This window comes from Pseudomonas sp. B414 (assembly GCF_055408445.1).
In genome coordinates, this window is record NZ_JBUZTQ010000040.1 from 1 (window position 1) to 19,772 (window position 19,772).

The 19,772-nt window shown below is 58.7% G+C and carries 16 protein-coding genes; 12 read left to right on the forward strand and 4 right to left on the reverse strand.

What is annotated here, in order from left to right:
* Positions 1 to 284 precede the first annotated feature (284 nt).
* The 12 genes from arcD (at position 285) to ACZRMH_RS22585 (ending at position 15,372) form a co-directional block, all read left to right on the forward strand.
* On the forward strand, positions 285 to 1,712 hold the full coding sequence (arcD, locus tag ACZRMH_RS22530; protein WP_261739377.1) for an arginine-ornithine antiporter: 1,428 nt from the start codon (positions 285 to 287) through the stop codon (positions 1,710 to 1,712).
* 33 nt (positions 1,713 to 1,745) lie between these two features.
* Positions 1,746 to 3,002, forward strand: coding sequence for an arginine deiminase (arcA, locus tag ACZRMH_RS22535; protein WP_464015335.1), 1,257 nt, complete (start codon positions 1,746 to 1,748; stop codon positions 3,000 to 3,002).
* Positions 3,003 to 3,079: 77 nt separating this feature from the next.
* Positions 3,080 to 4,090, forward strand: coding sequence for an ornithine carbamoyltransferase (locus ACZRMH_RS22540; protein WP_463996648.1), 1,011 nt, complete (start codon positions 3,080 to 3,082; stop codon positions 4,088 to 4,090).
* Positions 4,091 to 4,189: 99 nt separating this feature from the next.
* Entirely contained in the window at positions 4,190 to 5,119 is a 930-nt protein-coding gene (arcC, locus tag ACZRMH_RS22545) for a carbamate kinase (RefSeq protein ID WP_464015336.1), read from the forward strand.
* 55 nt (positions 5,120 to 5,174) lie between these two features.
* Entirely contained in the window at positions 5,175 to 5,534 is a 360-nt protein-coding gene (locus ACZRMH_RS22550; RefSeq protein ID WP_464015337.1) for a DUF5064 family protein, read from the forward strand.
* 957 nt (positions 5,535 to 6,491) lie between these two features.
* A complete protein-coding gene (locus tag ACZRMH_RS22555; protein WP_464015338.1) occupies positions 6,492 to 8,000 on the forward strand; it encodes a sigma-54-dependent transcriptional regulator in 1,509 nt (502 codons plus the stop codon).
* Between the two features lie 397 nt (positions 8,001 to 8,397).
* Positions 8,398 to 8,781 (forward strand): glycine cleavage system protein GcvH, encoded by a 384-nt coding sequence (gene gcvH, locus ACZRMH_RS22560; RefSeq protein WP_464015339.1) that lies wholly within the window; start codon positions 8,398 to 8,400, stop codon positions 8,779 to 8,781.
* Between the two features lie 9 nt (positions 8,782 to 8,790).
* Positions 8,791 to 11,643 (forward strand): aminomethyl-transferring glycine dehydrogenase, encoded by a 2,853-nt coding sequence (gcvP, locus tag ACZRMH_RS22565; RefSeq protein WP_464015340.1) that lies wholly within the window; start codon positions 8,791 to 8,793, stop codon positions 11,641 to 11,643.
* 153 nt (positions 11,644 to 11,796) lie between these two features.
* Entirely contained in the window at positions 11,797 to 13,173 is a 1,377-nt protein-coding gene (locus ACZRMH_RS22570) for an L-serine ammonia-lyase (protein ID WP_464015341.1), read from the forward strand.
* 17 nt (positions 13,174 to 13,190) lie between these two features.
* Entirely contained in the window at positions 13,191 to 14,315 is a 1,125-nt protein-coding gene (gene gcvT / locus ACZRMH_RS22575) for a glycine cleavage system aminomethyltransferase GcvT (protein ID WP_464015342.1), read from the forward strand.
* 262 nt (positions 14,316 to 14,577) lie between these two features.
* Entirely contained in the window at positions 14,578 to 14,790 is a 213-nt protein-coding gene (locus tag ACZRMH_RS22580) for a cold-shock protein (RefSeq protein ID WP_016782052.1), read from the forward strand.
* A 93-nt stretch (positions 14,791 to 14,883) separates the two neighbouring features.
* The gene (locus ACZRMH_RS22585; protein ID WP_464015343.1) at positions 14,884 to 15,372 is read left to right on the forward strand and encodes an RDD family protein; all 489 of its coding nucleotides are present in this window, start codon (positions 14,884 to 14,886) and stop codon (positions 15,370 to 15,372) included.
* 175 nt (positions 15,373 to 15,547) lie between these two features.
* Here ACZRMH_RS22585 and ACZRMH_RS22590 read toward each other — a convergent pair whose 3' ends face one another.
* From ACZRMH_RS22590 to rpoE, 4 genes are all read right to left on the reverse strand, one after another.
* Positions 15,548 to 16,975: a DegQ family serine endoprotease gene (locus tag ACZRMH_RS22590; protein ID WP_464015344.1), complete on the reverse strand. Its 1,428-nt coding sequence runs from the start codon at positions 16,973 to 16,975 to the stop codon at positions 15,548 to 15,550.
* Between the two features lie 179 nt (positions 16,976 to 17,154).
* A complete protein-coding gene (locus ACZRMH_RS22595; RefSeq protein ID WP_464015345.1) occupies positions 17,155 to 18,117 on the reverse strand; it encodes a MucB/RseB C-terminal domain-containing protein in 963 nt (320 codons plus the stop codon).
* Positions 18,118 to 18,125: 8 nt separating this feature from the next.
* Positions 18,126 to 18,716 (reverse strand): sigma-E factor negative regulatory protein, encoded by a 591-nt coding sequence (locus ACZRMH_RS22600; protein WP_464015346.1) that lies wholly within the window; start codon positions 18,714 to 18,716, stop codon positions 18,126 to 18,128.
* 31 nt (positions 18,717 to 18,747) lie between these two features.
* Positions 18,748 to 19,329 carry an RNA polymerase sigma factor RpoE gene (rpoE, locus tag ACZRMH_RS22605; RefSeq protein ID WP_016782046.1) on the reverse strand — a complete coding sequence of 194 codons (582 nt, stop codon included), beginning with the start codon at positions 19,327 to 19,329 and terminating at the stop codon, positions 18,748 to 18,750.
* Positions 19,330 to 19,772 lie beyond the last annotated feature (443 nt).

The window sequence follows — 19,772 nt, forward strand, 5'->3', positions numbered from 1 at the left end:
GAATGATCGCGCGCTCTTCAACGCTGAGTTCGGAATAGGACATAGGGGCAGCACCGTACCGGAAAGGTCAGGTGTTGCACTCAGTTTTCGCGGCCGCCACGTATTAATCCCTGACAACCCCTCTGGAGTGAGGCTTTCAGGAAGCGTCATAAAAATACGTCATCGCGACCTTCCCCGCTCTATCAACAATGGAATGTAGTAATGCCCTGATCTATGTCAAATGGCTTGAATATCAATGGACTTAACTTTGAAGCCTCACTTCTCCTGGACTGGAGTTACTACAAATGTCTGATACCCCTGGAAAACTGCGACTGGGTGCGTTGGTTGCTCTGGTAGTCGGTTCAATGATTGGCGGCGGTATTTTTTCATTGCCGCAAAACATGGCCGCCAGTGCCGATGTGGGTGCAATCCTGATCGGTTGGGCCATCACTGCAGTCGGTATGCTGACCCTCGCTTTTGTGTTCCAAACCCTCGCCAACCGCAAACCTGACCTCGACGGCGGCGTCTATGCCTACGCCAAGGCTGGCTTCGGCGATTACATGGGTTTCTCGTCCGCCTGGGGGTACTGGATCAGTGCCTGGCTGGGTAACGTCGGTTACTTCGTACTGCTGTTCAGTACCTTGGGTTACTTCTTCCCGATCTTCGGCGAAGGCAACACCCCCGCCGCCATCATCGGTGCCTCGATCCTGCTCTGGGCCGTACATTTCCTGGTACTGCGCGGGATTAAGGAAGCAGCGTTCATCAACCTGGTAACCACCGTTGCCAAGGTCGTACCGCTGGTGCTGTTTATCCTGATTGCCATCTTCGCGTTCAAGCTGGACATCTTTACCAGTGACATCTGGGGGGTGAAAAACCCGGATCTGGGCAGCGTGATGGACCAGGTGCGTAACATGATGCTGGTCACCGTCTGGGTGTTTATCGGTATCGAAGGCGCCAGCATCTTCTCTTCCCGTGCCGAAAAACGTTCGGACGTGGGTCGGGCCACCGTGATCGGCTTTATCACCGTACTGCTGTTGCTGGTACTGGTGAACGTGCTGTCGCTGGGCATCATGACTCAGCCTGAACTGGCGAAACTGCAGAACCCTTCGATGGCGGCCGTGCTTGAGCATGTGGTCGGTCACTGGGGTGCAGTACTGATCAGCGTTGGCTTGATCATCTCGCTGCTGGGTGCCCTGCTGTCCTGGGTCCTGCTGTGCGCCGAGATCATGTTCGCTGCGGCCAAGGACCACACCATGCCGGCCTTCCTGAAAAAGGAAAACGCCAACCATGTACCGGTCAACGCCCTGTGGCTGACCAACGCCATGGTGCAACTGTTCCTGATCATCACCCTGTTCTCGGCCAGTACTTATCTGTCGCTGATCTACCTGGCGACCTCGATGATCCTGGTGCCTTACCTCTGGTCGGCGGCTTACGGCTTCCTCCTGGCGGTGCGTGCCGAGACTTACGAGAACGCCCTGGCAGAGCGCAAGAAAGACCTGATCATCGGTGGTATCGCACTCATCTACGCCATCTGGCTGATCTATGCCGGCGGCCTCAAGTACCTGCTGCTCTCGGCCCTGCTGTACGCACCTGGCGCGATTCTGTTCGCCAAGGCCAAGCGTGAAAGTGGCCAGCCGGTTTTCACCAATATCGAGAAAGTGATTTTTGCCGCAGTCGTGATCGGCGCCCTGGTGGCTGCCTATGGTCTCTACGACGGTTTCCTGACCCTGTAACAACCTGTTTTTGTACTTTGGAGGATGACTGTAATGACCACGGAAAAAGTGAAATACGGCGTGCATTCCGAAGCCGGTAAGCTGCATAAGGTTATGGTGTGTTCCCCAGGCCTGGCTCACCAGCGCCTGACCCCAAGCAACTGTGATGAACTGCTGTTCGATGATGTGCTGTGGGTCAACCAGGCCAAGCGTGACCACTTTGACTTCGTTACCAAGATGCGCGATCGCGGCATCGATGTGCTGGAAATGCACAACCTGCTGACCGACATTGTTGCCATTCCGGAAGCACTGGACTGGATCCTGGACCACAAAGTGACCCCCAATCAGGTGGGTGTGGGCCTGGTCAACGAAGTCAAAGCCTGGATCAAGAGCCTTGAACCACGCCAGGCGGCCGAATACCTGATCGGCGGCGTGTCGGCTGACGATCTGCCGGACAGCTTCGGTGGCAAGACCATCCAGATGTTCCGTGACTTCCTCGGTCACACCAGCTTTATCCTGCCACCGCTGCCCAACACCCAGTTCACCCGTGACACCACCTGCTGGATCTACGGTGGTGTGACACTGAACCCGATGTACTGGCCAGCACGTCGTCAGGAAACCCTGCTGACCACGGCGATCTACAAGTTCCACCCCGAGTTCACCAACGCCGAATTCCAGATCTGGTACGGCGACCCGACAGTCGACCACGGCAACGCCAGCCTTGAAGGCGGCGACGTGATGCCGGTAGGCAACGGTGTGGTACTGATCGGTATGGGCGAACGCACTTCGCGTCAGGCCATCGGCCAACTGGCGCTGAACCTGTTCAAGAACAAGGCAGTAGAACGCATCATCGTGGCCGGCATGCCGCGCTCCCGCGCCGCGATGCACCTGGACACCGTGTTCAGCTTCTGCGACCGCGACCTGGTCACCATCTTCCCTGAAGTGGTGAAACAGATTGTTGCCTTCTCCCTGTATCCGGATGACAAGAAACAAGGCGGCATCGATGTACGACGCGAAGAAGGCAGCTTCCTCGAAGTTGTGGCACACGCCCTGGGCCTGAAAAAACTGCGCGTCGTCGAAACCGGCGGCAACTCCTTCGCGGCAGAACGCGAACAGTGGGACGACGGCAACAACGTGGTGGCGCTGGAACCTGGCGTGGTGATCGGCTACGACCGCAACACCTACACCAACACCTTGCTGCGCAAGGCTGGCGTTGAAGTCATCACCATCAGCGCATCGGAGCTTGGCCGCGGCCGTGGCGGCGGTCACTGCATGACCTGCCCGATCATTCGCGACCCAATCGACTATTAATTCACTCAAATGATTGCTTGCGCCGACCCCCATAAGGGGCGGCGCAAGCCGGTTATCGACAAACCCAGGAGATCCCCATGGCGTTTAACATGAAAAACCGCAGCTTGCTGAGCCTTGTGCACCACACTCCACGTGAGCTGCACTATCTGCTGGATCTGTCCCGCGATCTCAAGCGCGCCAAGTACACCGGTACTGAAGAGCCGCACTTGAAAGGCAAAAACATTGCGCTGATCTTCGAAAAAACTTCGACCCGCACCCGTTGCGCGTTTGAAGTGGCGGCCCACGACCAGGGCGCCCACGTGACTTACATCGACCCGGTTTCTTCGCAGATCGGCCACAAAGAAAGCATGAAAGACACCGCCCGCGTTCTGGGCCGCATGTTTGACGCCATCGAGTACCGTGGTTTTGAACAAGCCATCGTCGAAGAACTGGCCAAGTACGCTGGCGTACCGGTATTCAACGGCCTGACCGCTGAATTCCACCCGACGCAAATGATCGCCGACGTGCTGACCATGCGCGAGCACAGCGACAAGCCGCTGCATAACATCAGCTACGCGTACCTGGGCGATGCCCGCAACAACATGGGTAACTCGCTGCTGCTGATCGGCGCCAAACTGGGCATGGACGTGCGTATTGCCGCACCAAAAAGCCTGTGGCCAGAAGAGTCGTTCGTTAAACAATGCCAGGAATTCGCCAAGGAAAGCGGTGCCAAAATCACCCTGACCGAAGACCCGAAAGCCGCAGTCAAAGGCGTGGACTTTATCCACACCGACGTCTGGGTATCGATGGGCGAGCCGGTTGAAGCCTGGAACGACCGTATCAAGCTGCTGCTGCCTTACCAGGTCAACAGCGACATGATCAAAGCGGCTGAAAACCCTCGTGTGAAGTTCATGCACTGTCTGCCTGCGTTCCACAACTGTGAAACCAAGGTCGGCAAGGATGTGGCCGAGCACCATCCAAACCTGAAAAACGGTATTGAAGTGACCGAAGAAGTGTTTGAGTCCCCGGTCAACATTGCTTTCGAGCAAGCTGAAAACCGCATGCACACCATCAAGGCGATCCTGGTAGCGGCCCTGGCCGATATCTAAGCCTGGCCCACAGTAGATGTGTGAACACACATCTACTGTGGGAGCGAGCAGGCTCGCTCCCATATAAGGCGCTCCTACACTTCTATAAGGACATCTTCTATGCGTATCGTCGTTGCACTGGGCGGTAACGCCCTCTTGCGTCGCGGCCAGCCCATGACCGCCGAGAACCAGCGCGAAAACATCCAGACCGCCACCGCCCAAATCGCTCGCATTGCCCACGGCAACGAGCTGGTCGTGGCCCACGGTAACGGCCCCCAGGTCGGTCTGCTGTCACTGCAAGCCGCCGCTTATACCGCAGTCGCCCCCTACCCGCTGGACGTGCTCGGAGCTGAAACCGAGGGCATGATCGGCTACATGATCGAACAGGAACTGGGCAACCTGCTGCCGTCCGAAATGCCTTTCGCCACCCTGCTGACCCAGGTGGAAGTCGACCCCAAAGACCCGGCATTCCAGAACCCGACCAAACCCATTGGCCCGGTGTATACCGAAACCGAAGCCAAGAGCCTGGCCGCAGAAAAAGGCTGGAGCATCGCCCCGGACGGCGACAAGTTCCGCCGTGTGGTCGCCAGCCCGAAACCCAAGCGCATCTTCGAGATCCGCCCGATCAAATGGCTGCTGGAAAAAGGCACCATCGTGATTTGCGCGGGCGGTGGCGGCATCCCCACCATGTATGGCGAAGATGGCAAGCTGCGCGGCATCGAAGCGGTGATCGACAAGGATCTGGCCTCCTCCCTGCTGGCCCAGCAGCTGGACAGCGATCTGTTGGTGATCGCCACCGACGTTAATGCCGCCTTTATCGACTGGGGCAAGCCAACCCAGAAAGGCATCGCCCAGGCCCACCCTGACGAACTGGAAAAGCTCGGTTTCGCCTCAGGCTCAATGGGGCCAAAAGTCGAAGCGGCTTGCGAGTTTGCCCGTAAAACCGGCAAAACCGCAGTGATCGGCGCACTGGCGGATATCGAAGCAATCGTTCAAGGTAAGGCCGGTACTCGGGTCAGCACCGAAAAACCAGGTATCACCTACTTCTGAACCTCGGGGCAGGCCCTGGGGTCTGCCCTTTTCCCATAGCTCAAGGAGTCACCCTATGGCCTCGTTCGAACCCGGTCACCTGCATATCCACCGCGAACCGCTGCAACCAGGCGATTTCGGGTATGACATCAAGATCGATTACCAGGTCGTTCAGGATCCCAAGGAAGGCAAGTCGATGCAGTTCGACATGCACGGGCAGATCAACCAAAAGGACTTCAAGGAGACCTTCACGCTGCCCAAGGACATGGCCTACAACTTTGCCCATGACGCATTCCGGCTTGCCGTCAAACACGGCATCCCGAAAACCGCTGACATCCGTTCGATGCACGGGTACTACGACAAGATGTTTGCCGACGTCCTGGCCCAGCTCAACCACAAGCCCGGCGACCCGATCAAACCTGAGCATCTTGATTAACCCGATTAACCCGTAGATACCGTCTTGACCCTCATCGCGCAAGCGCAATGCCAGGGTCAATTCGCTATGACCTTTTTGTGTAGGGCTCTGTATTTAACTGGCTCAATGAGTACATATCCGGCATTTTTATATAACTGAAATATTGGTTTCGCTTTTACAGCGAGGCACTTTTGTCAAACAGCCACACAAGTACCCAAAAAGGCCTTGCCCCATCGTACGGCCTTCGCTGCGCTCAGGTTCCCTCGCTCCGGTCCTGCTCCGTGGGCACGCCGCCACGGGCCATCCATGGCCCATCGCGGCTCTCCCGGCATCCATGCCGGTCGCCCCACTCCACAGAACCTCCACTCGGCCTCCCGGAGGGCAGTAGATCAAGAGCCGCCGAGGCGGCCGACCGGCCGGCCTGATTGGAGGTAGTACGTGTATCTGTCCAAGATTGCTTTTGCTTTTGCTTTTGCTTTTGTAATGCGATTGTTCAGACAACGCGAATGCCCATCACAGAAGGCCGAACGCAGGTGCTGTTATGGGGGTGGCGCGGCAGGACGCCGCGCCAGCCGCGATGGGCCATGGATGGCCCATCGCGGCGTGCCCCCATAACAGTGCCGGAGTGAGGGAACCGTCGAGCCCAGGCGAGGCGGCCGTATGGTAGGGCAAGGCCTTTTTGCTTACTTTTGTGGCTGTTTGACAAAAGTGAGCCGCCGTAAGGGCGGAACCCGTAGAAAGCCGTGATACATCGAATGGATATGTACTCGGGGGTTCTAACTGGAATTGCGAGTACATATCAGCAGTGAGGCCAAGCCCATCGTACAGCCTTCGCTCCGGTCCTGTTACGTACGCGTGTACTGGGCAATTTCCCGTAGCTGCCGAAGGAACGAGGCTGCTACGGTTTCATCTTTGGCCTTGCCCCACTCGCCAAGGCATACTGGCCATCCCCGCTGGCCAGAAGTGTTTGCCTTACCCATGCGTATCCATGTCAGTTTTATCGACCGTGTCGGCATCACCCAGGAAGTCCTGGCATTGCTGGGCGGGCGTAACCTTAATCTGGATGCGGTGGAGATGGTCCCGCCCAACGTTTATATCGACGCCCCGACCCTCAGCCCGCAAGTGCTCGACGAGCTGCGCGAAGCGCTGTTTGGCGTCCACGGTGTGCAGAGCGTAACCGTAGTAGACATCCTCCCCGGCCAGCGCCGCCATTTGCAGCTCGATGCCCTGCTCGCCGCCATGACCGACCCGGTACTGGCGCTGGACAGCGAAGGCCATGTGCTGCTGGCCAACCCTGCGCTAGTGGCGCTCTACGGCCATGAACCGACCGGTGAAAGCATCGGCGAGCTGTTCACCGACCCCGGTCTGCTCGACGTGTTGCTGGAAAACGGCTTTCGCCTGCCACTGCGCGAAGTCACCCTCAACGGCCATCCGTTGATGCTCGATGCCACACCGATCACCAATGCCGGAGCCCTGCTCACCCTGTACCAGCCGAGCAGGATCGGCGAACGCCTCGCCGCACTGCACCACGACCACGCAGAAGGCTTCGATGCCCTGCTCGGCGAATCCCCTGCCATACGCACTCTCAAGGCCCGCGCACAGCGTGTGGCAGCGCTGGACGCGCCCTTGTTGATCCAGGGCGAGACCGGCACCGGCAAGGAACTGGTGGCCCGCGCCTGCCATGCCATCAGCGACCGGTTTGCCGCGCCGTTTCTGGCGCTCAACTGTGCCGCGCTACCGGAGAACCTGGCGGAAAGCGAACTGTTCGGCTATGCCCCCGGCGCCTTTACCGGCGCCCAGCGCGGCGGCAAACCGGGGCTGATGGAACTGGCCAACCACGGCACCGTGTTCCTCGACGAAATCGCCGAAATGTCACCCTACCTGCAAGCCAAGCTGCTGCGTTTTCTCAATGACGGCAGCTTCCGCCGGGTGGGCGGCGAGCGTGAGGTCAAGGTCAATGTGCGGATCCTCAGTGCCACCCACCGCAATCTGGAAAAAATGGTCAACGAGGGCACCTTTCGCGAAGACCTGTTCTACCGCCTCAACGTACTCAATATCGAAGTCCCGCCGTTGCGTGAACGAGGCCAGGATATTTTGCTGCTGGCCCGCGCCTTTATGCAGCAGGCCTGCACCCAGATCCAGCGCCCGGCGTGTCGCCTGGCGCCGGGTACCTACCCGGCCCTGCTGGGCAACCGCTGGCCCGGCAACGTACGCCAGTTGCAGAACGTGATCTTTCGCGCAGCAGCCATCTGTGAGGGCTCGCTGGTGGACATTGGCGACCTGGACATAGCCGGAACCTCGGTGGCACGGCAAAGCGACGGCGAAATCGAAACCCTGGAGCATGCTGTCGAAACCTTCGAAAAAGCGCTGCTGGAGAAGCTCTACGTCAGCTACCCTTCCACCCGTCAGTTGGCCAACCGCCTGCAAACCAGTCACACCGCCATTGCCCACCGTCTGCGCAAATACGGTATACCGGGCAAGACCTGACCGCCCTCTCCTTCCCCTTCTGTGGGAGCGGGCTTGCTCGCGATGCAGGCACCGTGGTTTCACTGCTTGACCGTGTTGATGCCATCGCGGGCAAGCCCTCTCCCACAGAGTCTCACGCCCTGCTGTATCGCTATCATTCCAGTGGAGCGATATCGATACACGCCCCCTCAGCCGCAGCTGCGCAAGGCTTTGATCCCCTTGGATTTTTTTATGGCCTTCAGGCTGTATCGATTTCGCTACAGCCGTGTTTTTCAAACACTCTCGATAAACTCACAAGCCATTGATAAATAAGAATATTTATAAACTGGCAATCATCTTGCAATGAACTCCACATAAGCTCGATCTGCACGAGCATTTACCTGTGACCACCAGACATGTCTGGCCTTGAGGAGTTTCCATGAGCGAATTGCGTTTTACAGAAGACCACGAATGGCTGCGCACCGAAGCCGACGGCAGCGTAACAGTGGGCATTACCGCGTTTGCGCAAAACGCTCTGGGTGACGTGGTGTTTGTGCAACTGCCCGAGCTGCAGTCCTACGACAAGGGCGCAGAAGCCGCCACCGTCGAGTCGGTCAAGGCGGCCAGCGGCGTGTACATGCCCCTGGACGGTGAAGTGATCGAAGTAAACCCGGCACTCGACAGCAGCCCGGAACTGGTCAACGAAGACCCGCTGGGCGAGGGCTGGTTCTTCCGCTTCAAGCCCGCCGATGCCAACGCTGTAGGCCAACTGCTCGATCAGGACGCCTACGACCGCCTGATCAAAGCCCAAGACGATAACTGAGACCCAGCCATGACTATCAATCTCAGCACCGCCAATGAATTTATCGCGCGTCATATCGGCCCGCGCCAGGCCGATGAGCAGGCAATGCTTGCCACCCTCGGTTTTGACTCCCTCGAAGGCCTGAGCGCCAGTGTGATCCCGGAAAGCATCAAGGGCACCAGCGTGCTCAACCTGCCTGCCGGACAAAGCGAAGCCGATGCACTGGCCTCGATCAAGGCCATCGCCGCCAAAAACCAACTGTGCAAAACCTATATCGGCCAGGGCTACTACAACTGCCACACGCCTTCGCCGATCCTGCGCAACCTCCTGGAAAACCCGGCCTGGTACACCGCCTACACGCCCTATCAGCCGGAAATCTCCCAGGGCCGCCTCGAAGCCCTGCTCAACTTCCAGACCCTGATCAGCGACCTGAGCGGCCTGCCGATTGCCAACGCTTCGTTGCTCGACGAAGCCACCGCCGCTGCCGAAGCCATGACCTTCTGCAAACGCCTGAGCAAGAACAAAACCAGCCACCGCTTCTTTGCGTCCAGCCACTGCCACCCGCAAACCCTCGACGTGCTGCGCACCCGTGCCGAGCCGCTGGGCATTGAAGTGGTGGTCGCTGACGAACGCGAACTGACTGACGTGTCGGCCTTCTTCGGCGCCCTGCTGCAATACCCGGCCAGTAATGGCGACGTGTTTGACTACCGCGCACTGGTAGAGCGTTTCCACACCGCCAACGCACTGGTAGCCGTTGCCGCCGACCTGCTGGCCCTGACCCTGCTGACCCCGCCAGGCGAGTTCGGCGCTGACGTGGCGATCGGTAGCGCCCAGCGTTTTGGCGTGCCACTGGGCTTTGGTGGCCCGCACGCGGCCTACTTCGCCACCCGTGACGCGTTCAAACGCGACATGCCGGGCCGTCTGGTCGGTGTTTCGGTTGACCGTCATGGCAAACCGGCACTGCGTCTGGCCATGCAAACCCGCGAGCAGCATATCCGCCGCGAGAAGGCCACGAGCAACATCTGTACCGCCCAGGTACTGCTGGCCAACATCGCCAGCATGTACGCCGTGTACCACGGCCCCAAAGGCCTGACCCAAATTGCCCAACGCATTCACCAGTTGACCGCGATCCTGGCCCAGGGCCTGAGCGCACTGGGGCTGAAGGTCGAGCAAGAACAGTTCTTCGACACCCTGACCCTCAACACCGGCAATAACACCGCCGCCCTGCACGCCAAGGCCCATGGGCAGAGCATCAACCTGCGAGTGATCGATGCCCAGCGTCTGGGCCTGTCGCTGGATGAAACCAGCAGCCAGTCCGATGTGGTCGCCCTGTGGGCCCTGCTCGCCACCGATGGCCAGGCCCTGCCTGACTTCGAGGCCCTGGCCAAGACCGTCACCGGCACCCTGCCAGAGGCCTTGCTGCGCCAGTCGCCGATCCTCAGCCACCCGGTGTTCAACCGCTACCACTCAGAAACCGAGCTGATGCGCTACCTGCGCCGCCTGGCCGACAAGGACCTGGCACTGGACCGCACCATGATCCCGCTGGGCTCGTGCACCATGAAGCTCAACGCTGCCAGCGAAATGATCCCGGTCACCTGGGCCGAGTTCGGCAACCTGCACCCCTTCGCTCCAGCCGAGCAAAGCCAGGGCTATCAGCAACTGACCACAGAGCTGGAGGCCATGCTCTGCGCGGCCACCGGTTACGACGCTATTTCCCTGCAACCGAACGCAGGGTCCCAGGGCGAGTACGCCGGTCTGCTGGCCATTCGCGCCTATCACCACAGCCGTGGCGACGAACGCCGCGATATCTGCCTGATCCCGTCCTCGGCCCACGGCACCAACCCGGCAACCGCCAATATGGCCGGGATGCGCGTGGTGGTAACGGCCTGTGACGCACGGGGCAACGTCGATATTGAAGACCTGCGCGCCAAGGCCATCGAGCACCGCGATCACCTCGCTGCACTGATGATCACTTACCCGTCGACCCACGGCGTGTTCGAAGAAGGCATCCGCGAAATCTGCGGCATCATTCATGACAATGGCGGCCAGGTGTATATCGACGGCGCCAATATGAACGCCATGGTAGGCCTGTGCGCACCGGGCAAGTTCGGCGGCGACGTATCGCACCTGAACCTGCACAAAACCTTCTGCATCCCCCACGGCGGTGGCGGCCCGGGCGTTGGCCCGATTGGCGTCAAATCCCACCTTACGCCGTTCCTGCCGGGTCACGCGGCCATGGAGCGCAAAGAAGGCGCGGTCTGCGCAGCACCGTTTGGTAGCGCCAGCATCTTGCCGATCACCTGGATGTACATCCGCATGATGGGCGGTGAAGGCCTCAAGCGTGCCTCGCAACTGGCGATCCTCAACGCCAACTACATTGCCCGTCGCCTGGAAGAGCACTACCCGGTGCTGTACTCGGGCAGCAACGGCCTGGTGGCCCACGAATGCATCCTCGACCTGCGTCCGCTCAAGGAAACCAGCGGAATCAGCGTCGATGACGTGGCCAAGCGCCTGATCGATTTCGGCTTCCACGCCCCGACCATGTCGTTCCCGGTAGCGGGCACGCTGATGATCGAGCCGACCGAAAGCGAATCCAAGGAAGAACTGGATCGTTTCTGCGAGGCCATGATCTGCATCCGCGAAGAAATCCGCGAAGTTGAAAGCGGCGGCCTGGACAAGGAAGACAATCCGCTGAAAAACGCGCCGCACACTGCTGCTGAAATGGTCGGCGAGTGGACCCACCCGTACAGCCGCGAACAGGCGGTGTACCCGGTAGCAAGCCTGATCGAAGGCAAGTACTGGCCACCGGTCGGTCGCGTCGACAACGTATTCGGCGACCGCAACCTGATCTGCGCGTGCCCGTCGATCGAGAGCTACGCGTGATCTGACTGATACAACCCGGCCCCTGTGGGAGCCGGGCTTGCCCGCGATAGCATCACCGCAGAGTCATAGGCTAACTGCAGTGATGCTATCGCAGGCAAGCCAGCTCCCACAGGGATCGAAGTTGCACTACACAATAAGAAACCGGAGAACCCTATGTCTTTAAGCGTGTTCGACCTGTTCAAGATTGGCATCGGTCCCTCCAGTTCCCATACCGTCGGCCCTATGCGCGCGGCTGCGCGTTTTGTCGAAGGTCTGCGCCGTGATGAGCTGCTGCAACCAACAGCCTGCGTAAAAGTTGAACTCTATGGCTCCCTCGGTGCTACCGGCAAAGGCCACGGCAGCGACAAGGCCGTATTGCTGGGGCTTGAAGGCGAGCACCCGGACACCGTCAACACCGAAACCGTGGCCGAACGCCTGGCCGCGATCCGCAGCAGCGGGCGCCTGAACCTGCTGGGCGAACACCCCATTGATTTCATCGAAAAATCGCATCTGGCGATGATTCGCAAACCCCTGCCCTACCACCCCAACGGCATGATTTTCCGGGCGCTGGATGCTGCCGGCATTCAGATCCGCAGCCGCGAGTACTACTCGATCGGTGGCGGTTTTGTGGTGGATGAAGGCGCTGCGGGCGCTGACCGTATTGTCGAAGACAGCACCGCACTGAAGTACCCCTTCAAAACCGCCAAGGACTTGTTGCGCCAATGCGTCACCCATCATCTGTCGATCAGTGAAGTGATGATGGCCAACGAAAGCGCCTGGCGCCCCGAAGCCGAGACCCGCAGCGGCCTGCTGAAAATCTGGCAAGTGATGCAGGACTGCGTCAGCGCTGGCTGTCGCAACGAAGGCATCTTGCCCGGTGGTCTGAAGGTCAAGCGCCGTGCTCCGGCATTGCACCGCCAGCTCTGTGCCAACCCGGAGGCCGCGTTGCGCGATGCGCTGTCGGTACTCGACTGGGTCAACCTGTACGCCCTGGCCGTCAATGAAGAAAACGCCAACGGCGGGCGCGTGGTCACGGCCCCCACCAACGGCGCGGCGGGGATCATCCCGGCTGTGCTGCATTACTACATGCGCTTTATCGGCGGCGCCAATGAAGACGGCGTGGTGCGGTTTCTATTGACCGCCGCCGCCATCGGCATTCTGTACAAAGAAAACGCCTCGATTTCAGGGGCCGAAGTCGGCTGTCAGGGCGAGGTCGGCGTGGCCTGCTCCATGGCAGCGGGCGCGTTGTGTGAAGTGCTGGGCGGCAGCGTTCAGCAAGTCGAAAACGCTGCCGAAATCGGCATGGAGCACAACCTGGGCCTGACCTGCGATCCGATCGGCGGCCTGGTCCAGGTGCCGTGCATCGAACGCAATGCAATGGGCTCGGTCAAGGCGATCAACGCAGTGCGCATGGCTTTGCGCGGTGATGGCCAGCACTTTGTCTCGCTGGACAAGGTGATCCGCACCATGCGCCAGACCGGCGCCGACATGAAAAGCAAATACAAAGAGACCGCCCGCGGCGGTCTGGCCGTCAACATTATTGAGTGCTGATTTTCAAGGAGTCTCGAATGTCCACCGAACAACTGCTTCAAACCCCGCTGCATGCACTGCACCTTGAACTCGGCGCCCGCATGGTGCCGTTTGCCGGCTACGACATGCCCGTGCAGTACCCGCTGGGGGTGATGAAAGAACACCAGCACACCCGTGAACAGGCCGGGTTGTTCGATGTATCGCATATGGGCCAGATCCGCCTCACTGGCGCTGACGCGGCCAAGGCCCTGGAAGCCCTGGTGCCGGTCGACATCATCGATCTGCCGGTGGGCATGCAGCGCTATGCCATGTTCACCAACGAACAGGGCGGTATCCTCGATGACCTGATGGTCGCCAACCTGGGCAATGACGAACTGTTTCTGGTGGTCAACGCCGCCTGCAAGGATCAGGACCTGGCCCATCTGCGCAAGCACCTGAGCGCCCACTGCCAGATCCAGCCGCTGTTTGAAGAGCGCGCCCTGCTCGCCCTGCAAGGCCCGGCAGCGGTCAACGTACTGCAACGCCTGGCGCCAGAAGTGGCGAACATGACCTTTATGCAATTTGCCCCGGTGACCTTGCTGGGCGCGGACTGCTACGTCAGCCGCTCGGGTTATACCGGCGAAGACGGCTTCGAAATTTCAGTACCGGCCGAACGCGCCGAAGAGTTGGCCCGTCGCCTGCTGGCTGAGCCCGAAGTGCAGGCCATCGGCCTGGGCGCACGGGATTCACTGCGCCTGGAGGCCGGGCTATGCCTGTACGGCCATGACATGAACGACACCACCACGCCTATCGAAGCCAGCCTGCTCTGGGCCATCTCCAAGGCCCGTCGCGCTGACGGCCCGCGTGCCGGTGGTTTCCCGGGTGCCGAGCGTATCTTTGCCCAGCAGCAAAATGGCGTGGCGCGCAAGCGTGTGGGCCTGCTGCCCCAGGAGCGTACGCCGGTGCGTGAAGGTGCTGAAATCGTTGATGCCAATGGCACGGTCATCGGCAGTGTATGCAGCGGTGGTTTTGGCCCGACGCTGGGCGCACCTCTGGCAATGGGCTATCTGGATATCGCATTCACGCCGGTGGATAGCGAAGTCTGGGCCATCGTGCGGGGTAAACGCGTACCGATGAAAGTGTCGAAGATGCCGTTTGTCCCACAACGTTATTACAGAGGTTAAACAGAACGTTATAAGCAACAAGCGGCAAGTTACAAGATAAAGCCGATCGGCTTTTAACCTGCAACTTGCCTCTTGCAGCCTGCTGCCTGCTTTTGTAAAGTTTGCCCACTGTGTTTGCATGGGTCGCTGGAACCGTGACCTGGGCAGTAGCTCTAAGTTTTGCTACACCCGTTCTGCGTCTCTTACTTTCCTGCAACCCAGCACCAGTACTCTTTCATGTGAAAGAGGCTGTCATTAATTGTTAGCGTCAAGGAATTAAGAAATGTCCCAACGTCAGAGCGGTACCGTCAAGTGGTTTAACGATGAGAAAGGGTTTGGTTTTATTACCCCGGAAAGCGGCCCGGACCTGTTTGTGCACTTCCGCGCCATCCAGGGCAATGGCTTCAAAAGCCTGAAAGAAGGCCAGAAAGTGACCTTTATCTCGGTTCAGGGCCAAAAAGGCCTGCAGGCTGACGAAGTTCAAGCAGAAGCTTAAAACTCGTACACAAAAGCCTCTGATGGTGACATCAGAGGCTTTTTTGTGGCCATTATTCCGTAAGATGGCTTTTTTCCTTTACGAGACCCTGCCATGTCGAAACAACCACTTAGCCCTCAAGGCGATTTTCCCGCCGTTGGCCTGGGGCGCCGCCTGGCAGCCATGTTCTACGACTTTCTGCTGTGTACCGCCCTGCTGATCGTCACCACCTTTATCTACAAGCTGATCATGATGAGCTTTATCGGCGAAGCGAAAATGCGCGAGCTGTCAGAAGCAGGCGCCCTGGATGGCGACCCGCTGCTCTCCACCATCCTGTTTTTTGTCCTGTTCGGTTTCTTTGCCAAGTTCTGGACCCACTCGGGGCAGACCCTGGGCATGCAGGTCTGGGGGGTGCGCGTGCAGAACGCGGATGGTACGGCCATCAGCCTGTGGCAAGCCTTGCTGCGTTTTATTGTCTCCATTGGCTCCTGGCTGTGCCTGGGGCTGGGGTTTTTCTGGTCGATTTTCGACAAGCAAAAACGCACCTGGCATGACATGTATTCCAACACGCAGTTGGTACGTATCCCCAAAGCAAAGAAATAAAAAAAAGCCCGTATCTCTCGATACGGGCTTTTTTGTAACTGCATTTTATGAGCTTGTGGGAGCGGGCCTGCTCGCGAAGCAGACACCGCGGGTTTCAGTTAAACCGCGCTGCTGCTATCGCGAGCAAGCCCGCTCCCACCCTGCCCAACCCAATGCAGGTCAGTGTTCAGGCAACTTACTCAGCCAGCTTGAAGGTAATAAAGCTGGCACGCCCCTGACGCAGAACTCGCATCGATACCGAACGATTCTTCGGCAACGCCTTGGCGATCTCGGTGAACTCCTTGCCATTGTTAATGGCCTGATTGTTCAAGTGAGTAATAACGTCCCCAGGCTGCAGACCGATCAAGGCCGCAGGACCATCCTGCACGTCAGTGATGATCACGCCGCCCTTGATGTCGTTGGCTTTCTTCTGCTCTTCGCTCAGGTCCGCCACGGACACGCCCAGACGATTGCTGCTTTGCTCGGCGCCGCTGCCGGAAGCGATGTCTTTCGCGTCATCCGGGATGGCACCTACGGTCAGCTCCAGGTTTTGGCGCTTACCGTTGCGGATCACTTCAAGGTTTGCCTTGCTGCCGGCCTTGAGCGCGCCAACCAGGTGCGGCAAATCTGCCGACATGACGATCGGCTGACCATTCATGCTCAGAATCACGTCACCCACTTGCAGGCCACCTTTGGCCGCCGGGCCGTTATCCAGTACCTGGGCCACCAGCGCACCGGCAGGCTTGTCCAGGCCAAACGACTCGGCCAGGTCTTTGTTGACCTCCTGGATCACGACGCCCAACCAGCCACGGCTGACCTTGCCGCCCGCCTTGAGCTGATTGGCAACGTCCATCGCCACATCGATAGGGATGGCGAAGGACACGCCCATAAAGCCACCCGAACGGGTGTAGATCTGCGAGTTGATCCCCACTACTTCACCCGCCAGGTTGAACAGCGGACCACCGGAGTTGCCCGGGTTGATCGGCACGTCAGTCTGGATAAACGGCACGTAGCTTTCATTTGGCAGGCTGCGGCCAATGGCGCTGATGATGCCCTGGGTCACAGTGTGGTCAAAGCCAAACGGCGAACCGATGGCAACGACCCACTGACCGGCCTTGAGGTCCTGCGACTTACCCAGCTTCAGCACTGGCAGGCCTTTGCCTTCGATTTTCAGCAAGGCCACGTCGGAACGCGGGTCAGTACCCACCAGTTTGGCTTTCATTTCGCTGCGATCGGACAGGCGCACGATGATTTCATCCGCGTCTGCAACCACGTGATTGTTGGTCAGGATGTAACCATCGGGAGAGATGATAAAACCCGAGCCCAAAGACTGGGCTTCACGCTGACGACCACCCTTGCCACCCGGTGCTGGTGGCAGGCTGCGTTCAAAGAAGTCGCGCAGGCCAGGCGGCAAGCCTTCCAGATCGGGCATTTGGCCCATACTTGAAACACGGCGCTCCGGCAGCTTTTGCGTGGTACTGATATTCACCACGGCAGGCGAGGCCTGCTCAACCAATTGGGTGAAGTCAGGCAACTGCGCTTCAGCCATCACCGGCACTGCCTGCCCGAGCATCAGCACGGCTGCAAAAATGGGTAAATAAGATTTCAATCGAGGCATCGACATACAGCTCCCGTTAATAACAGCAGAGTTAAGCGACAGGCACTTAAAAACAAGTCAAAAGCATAGACCGTTTTTCAGGCCCCGGAAAACAAACAAGGCCAGTGCCTTTCAGGGCACTGACCTTCATAAAAAGATAAAAAAATGGCAATTCGAAATTTGTCACCCGCCATGTCGGAGCAACCCTATTGTTTGGCCTGAGTGTCGTCTTTGCCGACGCGCATTGAGAGAGCAATCCGTTCTGCGGTGCCCAGCGGTATTTCGCCGACAACCGTCGCCATCATGTCTCCCTGGGGAGTGCTCAGGTGACGTGTGACTGCAGCGGTAGGCCCCAACTGCACGCGGGCATCAGGAACTGCGGCGCCCTGCAATGGCTCGATAAAGACCGAGAAACGGGTCAAACCGTCGTCATACAGCAGGCTGGTGACTTCAGACTTGGTACGGGGATCACGCAGCACAGTGCTGCTGACCTGCTCGAAACCGGGTGGCAGCCAGTCGGAATGCCATGGATGGGTCGTGTGCGTCTGCGCAGTTGCCGCGTCAGCCAGGCTTACCTGACGGCACTGGCCAACAGGCTTGAGCTGACTTTCATCAGGAGGCGATGTTACAAGGCTGGTAAATTGATAGCGCTCAAGCAGCTGCCCCTTGTCATTAAGCAGCAATGACTTGAGAGGCAAACCGGTTTCACGATCCAGATACAGTTCGAACCCGTAGCGATGCTGGTCGCGAGGCGCCAGTGAAATCACGGCTACCGGCCGGCCGGCAACTCTTGAGTCGCCTTCCTTGGTCACGGAATACCAGTCATTGAGCTTCTGGGGATCAAACTGCCTGGCCGCGACAGCGGTGACATCGCCCAACCCCGAAGCCAGCTTGCCAGTGACACATTCCGTGCGCCCGTCCGATCGAACCACCTCTTTGGCGGTGCCATCCAGTTGTAGCAAACGCTCACGAACCTTGCCGTCCTGCACCAGGTGCCAGATGCTGTGGGTAGAAAAACTACCGTTACGCTCGTAAACGAAAGTACCTTGATAGCTGTGCTGTTGCTCGGCCTGCCCAAGACGTTTGAGCCAGTCCTGGGCTTCATCGGCGTGAGCGGGTACGACAAACCAGCCACTGAGCAGAAGAGGTAGCAAGGGTAGGACGCGCATGATGGTCCTTAACGGTTTTCCAGGCTGGCGGCACGAGCGTATGGCAGAGGGCTTTCAGCCCCTTTCAATGCGGCTTGCTGTGCATGCTGGCGCAGGTAGCCTGGCAAGCGCTGATCCTGCCAGCCTGGCTGACCTTGCAGAACACCGTTGGCCATGGGACCGGTAGCCTGGTCGGAGCTTTCGCTATAGTTGGCCAGTACTGCCGGGCCTTTTGCCATCGGGGCACTCAGGCTTTGCGCAGGATTTTGCTGGGCAAGCTGGTTACCGACGATATCGTCCTGGTTGTACAGCCTTACACCTGCCAGAACTGCGACAGTAACTGAAGCGGCTACGGCCAGACGACCGATGCTGCGCCACGGGCCACGTACAACTTTGGCCGGGGTTTGTTCTTCGGCCAGCGCGGCCGAAACGGCAGATGCGATGTCCAGGCGCGGAATCAACAGGTCCTTGTGCATCACTGCACGGGCCACCTGATAACGGGACCAGGTGTCACGTGTTTGTGTGTCGTCAAAGGCATTCAATACCCGACGTAGTTCCAGTTCGTCCGCTTCGTTATCCATCACTGCGGACAGCGATTCCTGCAGGGCTTCACGACTCATGGCGGTTCCTCTCTTGGCTGTCGCCGCTGTCTCAGTTTTCCTGCAACAACGGCTGCAGGGCTTTATCTATGGCTTCCCGAGCGCGGAAAATCCGGGAGCGCACGGTACCCACCGGACACTGCATGACGCTCGCAATGTCCTCATAACTCAGACCATCAAATTCACGTAAAGTTAACGCCGTACGCAAATCTTCTGGCAGTAGCTGAATAGTGCGATGAACGGTGCCCTCGATCTCGTCGCGGAGCAAAGCGCGCTCCGGCGATTCAAGATCCTTGAGGCCATGATCACCATCGTAAAACTCGGCATCTTCCGAGCTCACATCACTGTCAGGCGGACGTCGACCCCGTGACACCAGGTAATTTTTCGCCGTGTTGATGGCGATGCGGTACAGCCATGTATAAAAGGCGCTGTCTCCGCGAAAATTACCGAGTGCCCGGTACGCCTTGATAAAGGCCTCTTGGGCAACGTCCTGGGCTTCATGGGTGTCGTGCACGAAACGCACGATCAACCCGAGAATTTTGTGTTGATACTTCAACACCAGCAGATCGAATGCGCGCTTGTCGCCACGCTGTACGCGCTCGACCAGCTGCTGATCCTCTTCCTGGGCTAGCATGAATACTCCTCATAAGACCGGGAGGAAGATTGCTTTGCTAATTGATCAGGCTTGCAAACATAGACTCGGGCTTTACACAAAAGTTCTCTCCCCCCTGGCAAGTTTCCTGCGTGCCCGGATTTGGCACACACGAAAACGCAGCTCGGGCCTGGCCGGCTGCGTCAATAATCTTGTCGTCAAATTCCGCTGTCGGGTCGAAAAAACAAACCCCGCAACAATCTGGACGCCGTTCCCCTGCATCAAGGGCAGCCCACTATGGAACCCCTGGCCGTACGAAAAGTTCAAAAACTTCGTACGAAACAAGCCCTGCAGTACCACGAAAGCGTACCAGAACTCGCGTCATTCCAGAGCACTGCCCTACCTTGCAGATTAATTGTGCAAATCCACATGCAGACCCATCGAGTCTGAGGCACACTTCGTGCCCGCTGTAATTTCACAATGCC